This window comes from Paenibacillus sp. FSL H8-0079 (genome assembly GCF_037991315.1).
Classification (GTDB): Bacteria; Bacillota; Bacilli; order Paenibacillales; family Paenibacillaceae; genus Paenibacillus.
This window is the reverse complement of record NZ_CP150300.1, coordinates 386,188-400,651: the sequence shown is the minus strand read 5'-3', so window position 1 is coordinate 400,651 and position 14,464 is coordinate 386,188. Positions and strand designations below refer to the sequence as shown.

General features: G+C 45.4%; 14 protein-coding genes. 6 read left to right on the top strand and 8 right to left on the bottom strand.

All coding sequences use genetic code 11. The annotated features are described in order from the left end of the window. Positions 1-12: 12 nt before the first annotated feature. The gene (locus MHI06_RS01920) at positions 13-1,626 is read right to left on the bottom strand and encodes a glycoside hydrolase family 28 protein (protein ID WP_340400221.1); all 1,614 of its coding nucleotides are present in this window, start codon (positions 1,624-1,626) and stop codon (positions 13-15) included. Positions 1,627-2,080: 454 nt separating this feature from the next. Here MHI06_RS01920 and MHI06_RS01915 point away from each other — a divergent pair, with 454 nt between their 5' ends. From MHI06_RS01915 to MHI06_RS01900, 4 genes are all read left to right on the top strand, one after another. Continuing rightward, complete coding sequence (locus tag MHI06_RS01915) at positions 2,081-2,833, top strand: amino acid ABC transporter ATP-binding protein (protein WP_340400220.1); 753 nt, start codon at positions 2,081-2,083, stop codon at positions 2,831-2,833. 39 nt (positions 2,834-2,872) lie between these two features. Then, positions 2,873-3,703, top strand: coding sequence for a transporter substrate-binding domain-containing protein (locus MHI06_RS01910; protein ID WP_169480890.1), 831 nt, complete (start codon positions 2,873-2,875; stop codon positions 3,701-3,703). Between the two features lie 102 nt (positions 3,704-3,805). After that, positions 3,806-4,528 carry an amino acid ABC transporter permease gene (locus MHI06_RS01905; protein WP_340400219.1) on the top strand — a complete coding sequence of 241 codons (723 nt, stop codon included), beginning with the start codon at positions 3,806-3,808 and terminating at the stop codon, positions 4,526-4,528. Positions 4,529-4,613: 85 nt separating this feature from the next. Continuing rightward, positions 4,614-5,264, top strand: a complete 651-nt coding sequence (locus MHI06_RS01900) for an amino acid ABC transporter permease (RefSeq protein ID WP_169480891.1) — start codon at positions 4,614-4,616, stop codon at positions 5,262-5,264. A gap of 144 nt (positions 5,265-5,408) precedes the next feature. Here the strand turns inward: MHI06_RS01900 and MHI06_RS01895 are convergent, their stop codons facing one another. From MHI06_RS01895 to MHI06_RS01870, 6 genes are all read right to left on the bottom strand, one after another. Then, the gene (locus MHI06_RS01895) at positions 5,409-5,597 is read right to left on the bottom strand and encodes an aspartyl-phosphate phosphatase Spo0E family protein (RefSeq protein ID WP_340400218.1); all 189 of its coding nucleotides are present in this window, start codon (positions 5,595-5,597) and stop codon (positions 5,409-5,411) included. Between the two features lie 310 nt (positions 5,598-5,907). Further along, on the bottom strand, positions 5,908-6,432 hold the full coding sequence (locus MHI06_RS01890) for a pyruvate kinase (RefSeq protein WP_340400217.1): 525 nt from the start codon (positions 6,430-6,432) through the stop codon (positions 5,908-5,910). Positions 6,433-6,785: 353 nt separating this feature from the next. Next, positions 6,786-7,583: a hypothetical protein gene (locus tag MHI06_RS01885; RefSeq protein WP_340400216.1), complete on the bottom strand. Its 798-nt coding sequence runs from the start codon at positions 7,581-7,583 to the stop codon at positions 6,786-6,788. A 97-nt stretch (positions 7,584-7,680) separates the two neighbouring features. Further along, positions 7,681-8,637 (bottom strand): IS30 family transposase, encoded by a 957-nt coding sequence (locus tag MHI06_RS01880; RefSeq protein ID WP_340400215.1) that lies wholly within the window; start codon positions 8,635-8,637, stop codon positions 7,681-7,683. Between the two features lie 103 nt (positions 8,638-8,740). Continuing rightward, positions 8,741-9,238, bottom strand: coding sequence for a helix-turn-helix transcriptional regulator (locus MHI06_RS01875; RefSeq protein WP_340400214.1), 498 nt, complete (start codon positions 9,236-9,238; stop codon positions 8,741-8,743). Between the two features lie 256 nt (positions 9,239-9,494). Further along, positions 9,495-10,880, bottom strand: a complete 1,386-nt coding sequence (locus MHI06_RS01870; protein WP_340400213.1) for a transcriptional regulator — start codon at positions 10,878-10,880, stop codon at positions 9,495-9,497. A gap of 264 nt (positions 10,881-11,144) precedes the next feature. Here MHI06_RS01870 and MHI06_RS01865 point away from each other — a divergent pair, with 264 nt between their 5' ends. Beyond that, complete coding sequence (locus MHI06_RS01865) at positions 11,145-12,269, top strand: LLM class flavin-dependent oxidoreductase (protein WP_340400212.1); 1,125 nt, start codon at positions 11,145-11,147, stop codon at positions 12,267-12,269. Between the two features lie 99 nt (positions 12,270-12,368). Here the strand turns inward: MHI06_RS01865 and MHI06_RS01860 are convergent, their stop codons facing one another. Beyond that, the gene (locus tag MHI06_RS01860) at positions 12,369-12,947 is read right to left on the bottom strand and encodes a TetR/AcrR family transcriptional regulator (protein WP_340400211.1); all 579 of its coding nucleotides are present in this window, start codon (positions 12,945-12,947) and stop codon (positions 12,369-12,371) included. 285 nt (positions 12,948-13,232) lie between these two features. Here MHI06_RS01860 and MHI06_RS01855 point away from each other — a divergent pair, with 285 nt between their 5' ends. Next, positions 13,233-14,441 (top strand): MFS transporter, encoded by a 1,209-nt coding sequence (locus MHI06_RS01855; RefSeq protein ID WP_340400210.1) that lies wholly within the window; start codon positions 13,233-13,235, stop codon positions 14,439-14,441. The last annotated feature ends 23 nt before the right edge of the window (positions 14,442-14,464 follow it).

Genomic DNA, 14,464 nt, shown 5'->3' with positions numbered 1-14,464 from the left:
ATTACATACCGTTTACCTCCGAATGATCACACCATTTCGTACCTCAGGACCAACAGAGATCTGGCGGCCGTCTGTGTCGGCATCACATTCACGACATACAATGCCTGCAGATTCGTGTCCGGTCACCATCAGAAGGCGACCATCTGCACCCTTGCCTTTAATATCTTCCAGTTCTGCCCCTTTGCACTGATGCAAATGAATTAGCGGACCTTCCGTAATCTGAGCATGTAATTCAGCGATATACAGATGTTTTGCATGAGCACATTGGACACCACTGCGGGCTTGCACGTTGTAGCGTTCGATTCTAACGCCATCCAAAGGCAGCTCCGGCAACCCACTTACGAGCAACGCAGTGTCAGCACCGGCACAGACCACATCCGATATTCGAATATCCCGGAACACTGGCGTCTCTTCGCTAATTTCCTGAGACAGATCACTGCCCCGAGCAGACCCTTCCTGATTCGCATAGAAAAAGGAAAATGAAATAGCTTCCATAATGATATCTTTCATATAGATGCGCTCAATCTGAATATCCTCAACCACCCCGCCGCGTCCACGTGCGCTTTTGAAGCGAAGTCCAATGTCCGTTCCGATAAACGTACAATCCGACACACGCACATGCCGCACGCCGCCGGACATTTCACTGCCAATCACGAAACCGCCATGCCCATGATACACCGTGCAATTCCGAATGGTAATGTACTCCGATGGAAGACCCAACTCACGACCTTCGGCATCCTTGCCTGATTTCAGACAGATCGCATCATCGCCAACATCGAATACACTCTGCTCCACCACCACATGACGGCAGGATTCAATGTCCAGCCCATCTCCATTCTGTGAGAACCACGGATTCCGTACACTCACGTTACGAATAGTTACATGCTCAGATGCCCATGGGTGCAGATTCCATGCAGGCGAGTTCTGGAACGTTGGACCGTCCAGCAGTACCCGTTTGCATCTGCGCAAGCTGACCATGTTAGGGCGCAGAAAGTCTCTGACTTCTTCATAAGATGCCACATCACGTACCTGCTCCTGATGCAAACGATTCGCAATGGCACCGCCTTCACGTGCAGATGCGGACGGCCACCAGATCTCTTCAACTCCATCGGATTGCTCAACAACGCCACCCGAAGCAACCAATCGGTTCCACTGTGAAATGGTCATTTTGGAGCGTTTCACCGGACGCCAGGCTTCACCGCCCCCATCCCATATCCCTTCACCGGTAATCGCAATATCCTCCAGTTGATCACCATCGATCGGGGATTGGCAACGTACCACCTGCCAGCCCTCGAAGCTAGATGCAATCAGTGGATATTGATCAAAATCACGGCTAAATGTAACCAGTGCCCCTGCTTCCACATGCAGTTCGATCCGGCTGCGCATTACAATCGGGCCTGTAAGCCATACCCCGGCAGGAATAACGATTCTGCCACCTCCCGCTTCGGCACATGACGCAATGGCGAGTCGGAACATCTCCGTATTATCCGTTACACCATCTCCAATAGCACCATAGTCTGTAAGCTGAAAATCCTGAGCAGGAATGACAGGCAAATTAACTTCATAAGCTCGAACATCGGACTGAGCACTTGCTCCTGTCGACATTGGGGAGTGATATGTATTCATCGTGCAAAATCATCCTCTCTACCTGTAATGGAATCGTTATGGGATCAATATTTCGCTACGACCTTCTTTTTTACGTTCAGACGGGTGCTCTCCGCTCCATCATATCAATGGCAGGATGCACAGGGTTGAGCTTTTTTGCCATGTACGGTTAGAACTTCATGGTATTTGTTTTGTTGATCAGAGTCATAAATCAAACATTACTTTCAGTATACTCTATACATCTATTCCAAAGGTTGGTAAATAACTAGGAGATTAGATTCATTTTTCTGTCAGGATTCGTCACAAGAGATTTAATAACATGACAGATATATAACACAATTACTGGCTATAGCCCTAGAAAGACCATTACTTATGTCATGTTTTATCACAAACCAATTGCCAGAAGCAGGATGACTATGTATGATTAAATAACTAGTTTCAATTAATTCCTTATTATTCCTTTTCCACACAAACGTTGCAGAAAGGATGGGGTGTACTCTTGATTGAATTTAGGGGTGTCCAAAAGCATTTCGGTCATTTTCATGTCCTCAAGGATATCCATCTTCACATTGAAGAAGGAGAGGTTGTCGTCATTATCGGACCTTCCGGCTCCGGCAAAAGCACATTACTCCGCTGTATTAATCGCCTGGAGATTATTACCGAAGGTGAACTTGTCGTCAGTGGGATCCCTCTACATCAGAAAAAGGTGGACATTAACCTCTTCCGCCGTGACATCGGCATGGTATTTCAACACTTCAATCTCTATCCTCACAAAAAAGTCATCGATAACATCACCCTTGCACCCATGAAGGTGCGCAAACAACCCAAAGAACAGGCAGCATCAACAGCAATGAAGTATCTGACCCGGGTGGGCATTGCTGACAAAGCAGACAGTTATCCCTCCCAGTTGTCCGGTGGACAGCAACAACGGGTAGCCATCGCCAGGGGACTCGCCATGGAGCCCAAAATCATGCTTTTTGACGAACCCACCTCTGCACTCGATCCCGAGATGATCGGGGAAGTCCTCGATGTTATGCGCTCCCTTGCCCATAATGGCATGACCATGGTCGTCGTTACCCATGAGATGGGATTCGCCCGCGAAGTTGCGGACCGGGTCATCTTCATGGACGAAGGCCGAATTGTAGAAGAGGCCCAAGCTGCAGAATTTTTTGACAACCCCAGAGAAGAACGAGCACAGCAATTCCTGAGCCGTCTGATTCATCATTGAGAATAATCCAATATTCCATTTTGAAAGGGGTCTTTATTCATGAAGAAATTATTGAAATGGCCATCATTTATGCTTGTCCTCATTCTCTCGCTTGTATTGTCCGGTTGTAGCACAGGTACAGATACACCTTCGGCGAGCGGTGGTGGTGACGCCGTGGCGAAAGGCACGATTGAGCAGATTAAAGAGCGCGGCAAACTCATTGCCGGTGTGAAATATGATACGAAGCTGTTCGGATTGAAAGATCCCGCAAGTGGCAACGTTGAGGGGTTCGATATTGATATCGCCAAGGCACTCGCCAAGCAGATCCTCGGAGATGAAACGAAAGTCGAGCTGAAAGAGGTTACTTCCAAGACGCGTATTCCCATGCTGCAAAATGGAGACATCGACATCATCATCGCCACGATGACGATTACAGATGAGCGTAAGGAACAGGTGGATTTCAGTGACGTTTACTTTGAAGCAGGCCAATCCCTGCTCGTGAAAAATGATAGTGCCATTACCGGTCTGGAAAGTCTCAGCGGTGTGAAAGTGCTCGCGGTGAAAGGCTCCACATCCGCTCAGAACATTCGCGAGAAAGCCCCGGATGCTGAGGTGCTTGAATTCGATAATTATCAGGACGCGTTCACCGCTCTCAAAGCCGGTAAAGGCGAAGCGCTGACCACAGATAACATCATCCTCATCGGCATGCAACAGACGGATAACAGCTTCCAATTGGTTGGTGGCAATTTCACAAGTGAACCTTATGGTATGGCCATTCGCAAAGGCGACACTGCCTTCGTCGAAGAGGTCAACACACTGCTCAAAAGCTTGCAAGACAGCGGGGAATACGACACATTACATGAGAAATGGCTGGGCGCGAAGCCCGAGTAACCCCGATTAATGATGAGTAAGCGGCGAATTCGTCTGCTGGATGCGATGCATGAGCAGGCGTAATCGCCGTTTCTACATCTGGAGAACGGAGGCTTCGCCTATATGGGCACATTGGATTTCAACGTACTGATGCGACACTCGGATCGTTTCCTGGAAGGTTTCCTGAATACCATTCAAGTGAGCATTATGGCTCTAATCGGCAGCTTTATCCTTGGCGCAATCCTGGCCATCTTTCGGATATCTCCTGTGAAACCGCTCAACTGGATCGGTACGGCTTTTGTGGAATTTATCCGGAACATCCCGCTGCTGTTGGTTGTATTTTTCTTCTATCTCGGAATGCCTGCACTTGGCATTTCGCTGGATGGATTTGTCTCCGGTACTCTGGGTCTGACCATCTATACCGCCGCTTTCATTGCCGAAGCGATCCGAGCGGGCATTCAGACTGTGCCGCGTGGACAGCTGGAAGCAGCAAGATCCTCAGGCTTGTCCTATGTACAGGCCATGAACCTGATCATTCTGCCCCAAGCCATCAAGATTGTCTTGCCGTCCATTGGTAACCAATTCATCAACCTGGTCAAAAACTCATCTATTCTTGCCGTCGTCGCCGGCATGGATCTCATGTATTTTGCCGACCTCGTTAACTCGGATACGTTCCAGCCGCTAAGTGTATACACCATTGTTGCCCTGTTCTATCTGGTCCTGACACTACCACTCAGCTTCCTGGTGCATTATATGGAGCGCAGATTCGGTCAGAGCGATGCAGAGGCGCGTAGCACCAAGGGCAAACCGAAGAAAAACAAACCAGCAGGTCAGGTCACCATGTAACAGATTGACCCTTTTCTCGGCACAGATTTTTTTGGGAGATATATCGGATATTTCATTCCTGCACAGAGAAGGAGGCTGATGAAATATGGACTTTAGCGGGGCCTATGCCTGGCCCAACCTTCGTTTTCTGCTTCAAGGATTCCTGATTACCCTGCAGGTAGCAGGGCTATCTATTGTATTCAGCTTCGTGCTCGGCACCGTGCTAGGAACGGTGCGGTTTACCCGTATCCCTATTCTATCTCAGATCGTGGCGGTGATCGTGGATACGATCCGGAATCTGCCGCTGCTGCTCATCATTTTCTTCATCCACATCGTACTTCCACAACTCGGGATCAAAATGTCCGTCTTCTGGTCCACAGTCGTTGGACTGAGTCTGTTCGAAGGCGCGATGATCGCTGAGATCGTCCGTAGCGGTCTGAAGTCCGTTGAGCGTGGCCAGGTGGAAGCTGCCCGCTCTTCGGGCCTAAGCTACATGCAGACTCTCGGTGGTATTATCATGCCACAGGCGCTACGCCGCATGTCCCCACCGATGGTCAGCCAGTTCATCTCACTCCTGAAGGATACATCACTGGCGATCATCATCTCCCTGCCTGAGCTGATGCACAACGTGCAGATCCTTGGCGGTCAAAGTTTCGATTACATCATCCCGGCCTTGCTGCTTGCAGCCGTATTGTATTTTGTCATCAACTACGCGCTGTCTATTGTCGCAAGGCGACTTGAGGCACGGATGAATTGAGACAGTCCAAAGACTCCAACCCCACTTCAACGTGGTTTTGGAGTCTTGTTTGTCTTTATTAGCTCTATTGGCTTAGGCTCGGAACGGAGCCTCTCTCCCATTCCACTTCGCGCCATACACTCTAAATAAAAACAACCGACTGCATCATGCAATCGGTTGTCTATTCATAAATCGGCTCTTATATTTAAAACGATTATACTCATTAATCAGTTCATCCAATAGCATGGATTGTTGAAGGACTTTGTTGTCTTGCATGCCATGATTCTCCGCCAAACGACTCAATTCATGCCTGTTCCGTTCGATTTTATCTGTGATCTGCACCGGTTCACTCACAGCATGCACCCCCTCTTTGTATAACATTTTAGGATACATTGCCAAAAAATTCATATTTTATTCCTTTGCAGAATAAAATATTTATTTACATAGAGATACTTTCAACATCAAGCATTTTGCATAGAGACATGAAGACTCCTGATCTATACAAGATGTGGGCAAAGAAATTTATAACATGTCTACATATCGTATTCAAGAAAGCTCTAATCAACTAACACCAAAGTGAACTATGGACATATTATCATTTTAGCCTCACGTATTTTTGGTACCTTTCTCTCTAAAAAAGTTAATAACTTTATCAGAAAGTAATCTATTCATATAGATAATTATCAGAACCGTTCTGGATGCCAAAATAACGAAGATTGTAGCCCTCGCGATAACGAGAACTTAACGGACCAATGAAGCGGTCATTCTCAAACTCAATATGACCTGTTAAATAGAGCAAAATCAGATATTCCTCAAAACGTTGATTACCCAGAATCACCTCGCTCTCTTCCACTCCATAAAATACGCTGATTTCAAGCATTAATAAATATGAAAACCCTTGTACAGTCGATCCGATTATCCATGCAAATTCTAGTGGCTCATGGATATCTTCATCCTTGTTCAGGCTAATTAACTGCTTAGTTCCCCTCTCATCCTTAAATATATAAGCTGCAACCGCCTGATCAAATCCGGCATAAGGGTCGTTACGCAAGTCGGAAAACTCTTCTAAATCTACCTTCTCAGCGTAGTATTTCTCTGTCAGTCGTTCATGGATCTGCTCTAAAGTGAATGGATTAGGAATGTTTAACGTTATATATTTGTCATAAAGCTTCTGTATATCAATCTGCAATGGAGAATCCTCTTTTCGTTATGGAAAATTTAACAAGCTACTTTCTTTTTAAATTATTCTTAGCAAGTCGAATATATCTATTAATCAGTTCATCTAGAACCCTAGACTGTTGAAGAACTTTATAGTCCTGCATGCCATGTTGCTCTGCCAAGAGACTAAGATATTGTTTACTCTGTTCTATTTGGTCTCTGATCTGTATCAGTTCACTCACAGCATGCACCCCTTTTTCAACCTATTCTAGGGTACATTCTCTAAACAATGGATAATCGAATACTTTGCAAAAATCTAAACCTCACCTTAAGCAATATGTTTAAGTGCATTGCACGAGCTTATATTCTTTGTAGAGTAGTATTTTATATATAGTTTTCTATACTTCGGTTTGTTATTAATCCAGTGTACAGTTCTTCCTGCTCAATAGTTGCTTGGCTTCTAAATTTCCCATAAAGATCAATTAATTTAATAGACATAAGGTCATCTCTACTACTTGAAGCCAGTTCCAAACTTGTCAGCAAAGCTTCAATACCCATCATATACTTTTGCTGGTGGAGCCTGTACTTCGCTAACTCATAATAAAAGCGTATATACCTATGATTTAACATTTGCTGGTTGTAGGTTCCTTCTAAATGTCTCTCCGTATTAAAATCTGTAATATACGAATCAAATCTATCCAATGCAAAATCAATGTTAAGCAAATGTTGATTAGCTGACTGAACAATATTTACGAATGCTATTAAGATTTCGTGAGGATTGGATTCAAGGTAATCTAAATAATATTCAATAACCTCATGCTTTCCACTACTTAAGCGATATAAATATCGATTCCCTTCTGCCCATCCTTTGAAACGATCTATTAATATCTGTTCTTCCTCAGTCGGGTTAGAAACTTCAACAACTTTTGCATAAATATCTGTGTATTCCAGCGCCTTTTCAAATTCCTTTCGTGCTTCACATACACTCGCCTTTAATAAATTTGCGTACGCTTTATATGTGAATATGGGATAAAAGGCAACCCTCTTTATATTTTTCCGTCTTCGAGATTGAAGTTCGAGCTGAAAATCAACTTTCCGTTCAAGTGCATCCGCCAATTTATCAACTTTATCCCAATGATGTATTGTGTTATAAACATTTGCTAGGTCCTTGATTGCATCCAATTGTATCTCTTCATCGAGCTTCTCAATATATGGCTCAAATTTTATCGCTGCACTTAGATTATCGAATTGTTTAATGGTTTTATGGAGCGACGGATTGTCAAACCAAGTGCGACAGTTCTTCTGCGAAAGATTCGTGAGCGGTCTTCCAACCCAAGCATTTTCGTGGTCTGTGATTTATTAGGTCGAGTGAATGAGCGAGATCATCATCATATACCCTCGCGAGATCGGTACCTTTAGGGAAAAACTCTCGAAGTAATCCATTCGCATTCTCGTTGGAACCGCGTTGCCAGGATGAATACGGATCGGCAAAATAAACGTGTAGGTTATGGGTGGCTTCCAGATGGGCGTAGCATGCAAACTCCTTGCCTCGGTCAGCCGTGGCTGTGAGGAAGGTTCCCGTGGGATACTGTGAGATCGCTACACCGAGCGCAATCTCCATCGACAAAGCGGTGCGATCAGGCATGAGAAAAGCGGTATATAGACGTGTCTTGCGTTCAATCAACGTCGCTACGCAGCCTTTACTTCTCCCACGACCCGATACAACGGTATCCAACTCCCAGTGCCCAAATGTTTCACGGGAATGGACTTCTTTTGGGCGATCTGAAATCGTCCTTCCAATGGCGAATTTGCCGCGCGTTTCTGCGGGTTTCTGACGCTTCCCCTTATGCCGAAGAACCTGTAATATGCCTCGAACCAGGCGCCCTGAATAGATCCAGCGATAGATGGTTTTGAAAGAGACTGCATGCCGCCCTTCGATACGGAAACGTTCGGTGATTTGTTCCGGAGACCACGTTGCCTCCAATTTTTCCTCCAGTGAAGCAGCCAAGGCATCGGACCAACTCCCTGGAGAGACCGAAGCCTTACGACGCTCCTCATAAGCATGCTGAGCTTGTTCTGCCTGATACGGATGTGATGAAGTCACCCGATCTAACTCACGACAAATCGTCGATGGATGCCTACCCAGTTCTTTCGCAATGGCTCTTGAGCTTCTACCTTGTCTGTGGAGGACTTCTAGCTTGCTACGTTCAATTATGCTAAGATGTCTGTAGCTCATGGTTGGATTCTCCTTGTGTGAATGGTGTTGTGGTGACTTCATTCTACACGAATCCGGCCATGGGCCATTTTTTATTTATTTCCAGTAGGTGTCGCACTTCATATTACAATTCGTCGAGCAAAAAAATACGGTACTGGCATAAAGCCAACCGCTCCGAATGCTGATATTTTTCTCCCTCTGCCACACATTCATATAAAATAAGTGCAGCTTCACTCAGCCCATTCTTATTAAATTCTTCGGCCATCTCAAATAATTCTGAAATGTAGGAGCGATCATCCGTAACTTGAATGACAACCTCTTGAATGCAAGCTAACTTATTAAACTCAGCACAACGATGAAGGAAAGGCTTTAAACGTCTCCAATGCGGAGCCGCTTCAATAAAGAACTCCACACTGTACATTTCATAGAAGTAACCCTTTTCCAATCCCATACCTGCAGTGATCTGATCTAGCTGACTCACTGCCATTGGTCTGCTACCTTTAAGAATAGCACTCAAGGTTCCAACGTTAACACCAGTAATATCAGAGAATTGCTGCAATTTAAATCCATGTTCCCTCATGTGATTCTCAATATATGTGCGTATCGTAGGTGCAAGTTTCAATTCTCCCACCTCCATCAACCAAAATGAATTAATTATTCAATAAGTTATAATAAATGTAATTCTAATCTTGTGTTTTACAGTGGTCAATCTCCACATAACAAAAAACTCACTCCCCTTTCCGGAAGTAAGTTTATAGCAACCAACAAATTTCTGATTTAATAACTACAGACCGCCGCCTCCATGCACATGGAATAATGCTTGAATAGGTGACACATCGTCGAAAGTAACCAATTGACTAACGTTAATAACAATAAAGCTAAGCAAGATTAAATGCAGGATTTTCTTTTTTATCATAATAGCTCTGAACCTCCATCATTATTAATTTATACTGATCCTCAATTTCAGCATTTGCTATATTTCTATATCTCTCATATAACGCTACACAATGGATAATGTCTGTTTGATTTTTTATTTTGACGGCTTCTCCCAAACAATGCATCAGCTGCCTCATACCTTCTGGATACTCACAACGATTGAGATGATAGATAGTGCGTTCAAGTAAGAACGTGATGTACATATCTAATTCCACCTGTTCAGTATATCCCTTTAATCGCGTAACTTCTGAATTAATCTGATCGCTGAACTTGTAAATGATATCATCAATATTATGATCAAATTTATTAGCCGCCTCCAAAATATTTATCATTGCTGGCAGCAATTCCATTTCATTTTGCTCTATATAATTCACGTAAGCCGGCAAAACACCTTGATCGCCCATCATTAACTTATATAGATAGCTATTTGCTTCCGTCCAACCCTCGAATTTATCAATATAAATCTGATCTTCTTCATCCGGTTCAGCAATTTTTGTAAGACTGGCGTAGAGCTCTGTATATTGTAGAGCTTCTTCGTAGCGTCCTTGTCTCTCACATGCGGAAGACTTCAGCAAATTTGAATATGCTCTATATACAAACAAAGGATATGCCGTTATCCGATCACTTTTATCCGTTTTTTTCTTTGTGTAGGATTGCAAAATTTTAGTTTTCTGCTCCAGATCTTCAGCCAAAGTGAATACCTTGTCCCAGTATCTTAGAGCCAAGTATGTATTCGCCAGGTCTTTTATCGCATCCAGTTGCCGTTCCTCATCCAACCGATTAATATACGGTTCGAAATGTACGGCCGCACGAAGATTCTCATGCTGGTCCTGACCGAGAGATAGCGTGAAAATGCGATATTGGCATAGAGCGAGACGCTCCGAGTGTTGATACTTCTCACATTCCGCCACACATTCGTACAACATCCGTGCAGCCTTCGTCTGTCCACGTTCAAGCATGCCTTCCGCCATCTCGAACAACTCCGAGATATACGAGCGATCATCCGTCACTTGCTGGATAACCTTCTGAATACATTCCAGCTTGTCCAATTCAGCACAACGCTGCAGGAACGGCTCCAGTCTTCTCCAATGGGGTGCCGATTCCACGAAACATTCAGCCCCATAAACCTCGTAGAAATACCCCTCTTCCAGCTTCATGCCTTGGGTAATCAGATCCAGTTGAGCCATAGCGATGGGCCGAGTCCCCTTAATAATTGCACTAAGCGTTCCAGCGTTAACCCCCGATATATCGGCAAAATACTGCAGGGTATATCCCTGTTTCCTGATGTAGTCCTCAATATATGAGCGTATCGTAGTTGTAGGTTCCATGTATCCCACCTCCACAATGAAAATCCATAATTTTGAATTTATATGATATGCACAATTTTAATCCTAAATTTTACAGCGGTCAATAAAAATCGTGGCAATTTCCTTCACATGAATACTTGGAAGCTTGAATATTCCTGCTTATAGAAAAAATCCATTAGAAGAATTCGTGAGAACGTGATACATTTAATCCAACTTACATATCCTACTATTTCAATAGGATTATACGACACAGATATTATCAATTCAGTTCAAGGAGAAGGTCAGATGAAATTTGCCTTGTTTAGTCTCATGATGAATCTGCCTAATGCAGTAACCGGGGAAGCTCTGACGACTCAGCAGAAATTCCACAATATATTAGAGCAAGCGAAGCTGGCTGAACGACTCGGATTCGATGCCTATGGAATCGGTGAACGACACGGTGCCCCTTTTCTATCTTCCTCGCCGCCTGTCGTATTAACCGCAATAGCCGCAGCAACCACACGCATCCGGTTACTAACCACCGTTACTGTTCTTAGTATACTTGATCCGGTCCGGGTTGCCGAGGATTATGCCACGCTGGATCAATTATCGGGCGGACGGCTGGAGATGATCATCGGGAAAGGCAATGACCCTCGGCACTATCCGCTGTTCGGTATAAGCGAAGAGGAACAATGGGATTCACTAGATGAACGCTATCATCTGCTAAGACGGCTGTGGTCTGAAGAGAATGTAACCTGGCAGGGAACGTATCGCCCTCCTCTTGAGGGAGTAACCACCTGGCCAAGGCCGCTTCAGCAATCCATCCCGATCTGGCATGGTAGCGCGTCCAGCACGGTCTCGACCGAACTCGCTGCCAAATATGGCGAGCCGCTCTTCACGTCGAACTCTTTTCACCCTCAGGCCAAATATAAAGCGTTAATTGATCATTATCGGGAGCGCCTCGATTATTATGGTCATGATCCGCAGCAGGCAGTGATTGGTTCCGGTGCCGGCAGTCTCTATCTTGCCGATACGGGTGAAGAAGCCATCCGCCGCTACAAGCCATACTATGAAGCGTTCCATGCCAGTGCCGCTGCACAGCATAACCAGTCTCCATTTACCGATCTTGAGGATAACATCGCACGAGGTCCTGTGTTGATCGGCAGTCCAGAGCAGGTCATTGAGAAAATTCTGGATTATCATGCCGCTTACGGACATCAGGTGCTGAGTATCAGCGTAGATGGACTGACGCATAGCGAGCAGCTGGAGCAAGTGGAGCGTTTTGCCAAGGAAGTGGCCCCTGTATTACGCCGCGAACTGCCCAGTTCGGTATGGAGTGAACCCCCGGTGTTAACCCAGCACTCATCCTTCCTTTCCTCTAATGCTACAGATTCATGGCCCACAGCCATCTCACCTATATTCCAGGTTTAGTTCCCCGTACAATATACACGAGTTCCTTCCAGGGTGATTCCTACGAATCGCCCTCTTCCCTCTTCCTCCCACTTGTATCAACGCTCGCTCTCTCTGTACCTACTTGGACTGAATGCCTTCAAACAATGAACGGAGCAACACATCTACAAACCCATCATCCATTGCTTCACCCGTCACTAACATGCGATAGAACACTGGTCCGTAGATCAGATCAATGTACAATCCAATGTCTATCCCACTCTTCAATTCGCCGCGCTCCACACCCTTCTCCAGAATTCCCCGAGCTTCACGCCGACGTGGTTGGATATATCTTGTACGGTACTCTTCGGCAAGCCCTTCATCTGACTGCCCTTCTCCAATAATCTGCGTAATCACTTTTCCTTCCCGACTGGTCAAAAAACGAACCAGATTACTCGCATGTATGCGTATATCTTCCAATACCGAGCCTGTATCCGGTACTGGCAATCTTGCCGTTGCGGCAGACATATATCCGTCCATGATGACGGCGCCTTTGTTCGGCCACCATTTGTAGATAGTGGCTTTACTTACCTGTGCACGTTCAGCAATCTTCTCAATCGTAACTGTCCCGAATCCGTGCTCCAACAACAACTCGTACGACGCTGTAAGAATAGCATTCTGGGTTTCCATGTTACGCGGACGTCCTCTTTTTGCAGTCATTTTGAGCCCTCCTGGCTGTAAATCATATATATCATCATCAGTAATATTCATAAAAACGATACGTTCATTATACTAAACAGTGATGAGTACACACAATTCATACTCCGCTTACCTTTTCGTTCTCATTTAAAGTTTCATTAGAATTATGTAATGCCTATTTACAATACTATACGTTTAGTTTATTATATGTTTGTAATTAGTGAACACAACGTTTAGTAATTTGCGTTTTTAAATACCACTTGTTTAGATCGAACATAAATTTGAAATCTGTGGAGGTTGATTACGATGGATATGAGACAACAAGTGAAGCAGGCACCTGTGCCCACCTGGATTATTTTCTTATTGGCGTCGGCTTGTGGATTGATTGTGGCAAACTTGTATTATGCTCAGACCGTTATCGGACCGATTAGTATTACAACGGGTCTGTCTTCTGCCGCTGCCGGATTGATTGTGACGTTGACACAGATTGGCTATGTCATTGGTTTGTTGTTCATCGTGCCGCTCAGTGACATTACCGAGAATCGGCGCCTGGTCGTGCTTTTCCTCAGCGTACTGGTCGTCGCCCTGATTGCTGCGGCTTTCTCGCCCACGGCTGTTGTATTTCTGACCGCCTCTATGTTCATTGGCATAGGTTCTGTTGTCGCTCAGATTCTGGTGCCTTATGCGACGTATCTTACGTCCGAGGAACAACGCGGACGTGTTGTGGGCAATGTAATGAGTGGGTTACTGCTGGGCATTATGCTGGCTCGTCCTGTCGCAAGCTTCATCACCAGCCTCTTCGGTTGGCAGACAGTCTTTGTATTCTCCGCCATTGTTATAACACTTCTAATGCTGCTTCTGTCACGTGCTCTTCCTGCCCGGAAGCCTGAACCCACCTTAAAATACGGCCAATTAATCGTATCCTTGGGCACAATGTTCAGAACGATGCCTCTGCTACGCCGTCGGGCGTTCTATCAGGCCAGTCTGTTTGGTGCTTTCAGCTTATTCTGGACTACGGTTCCGCTCAGACTCGCTAACGATTTTGACATGTCACAGCAAGGCATTGCCTGGTTCGCACTGGCTGGTGTCGGAGGTGCTATTGCCGCTCCCATTGCCGGGAGACTTGCTGATCGCGGACTAACACGTATTCTGACGGGTGCTGCCATGGTGATCGCTGTTGCTTCGTTCGGTCTTGCTTATGTGTTCCAGAGCCACTCCACGTTAGCACTGATCCTGCTTGTGATCGTGGCGATCACACTGGATATGGCTGTCTCGGGAAATCTGGTGCTGGGTCAACGCATCATCTATTCGTTAGGAAGTGAAGCGAGAGGACGTGTGAATGGTATATTCATGTCGATCTTTTTTGTTGGAGGTGCGCTTGGTTCATCTCTCGGAAGCTGGTCTTATGCTAACGGAGGTTGGAGTCTCACAACACTGATTGGCCTGATCATGCCACTGCTCGCTCTGGTGTATTACTTTACGGAAAAGAAAGCCGTAGTCGTCAGCAGTGAATAGAATGAATATATCGCTGAATCCGA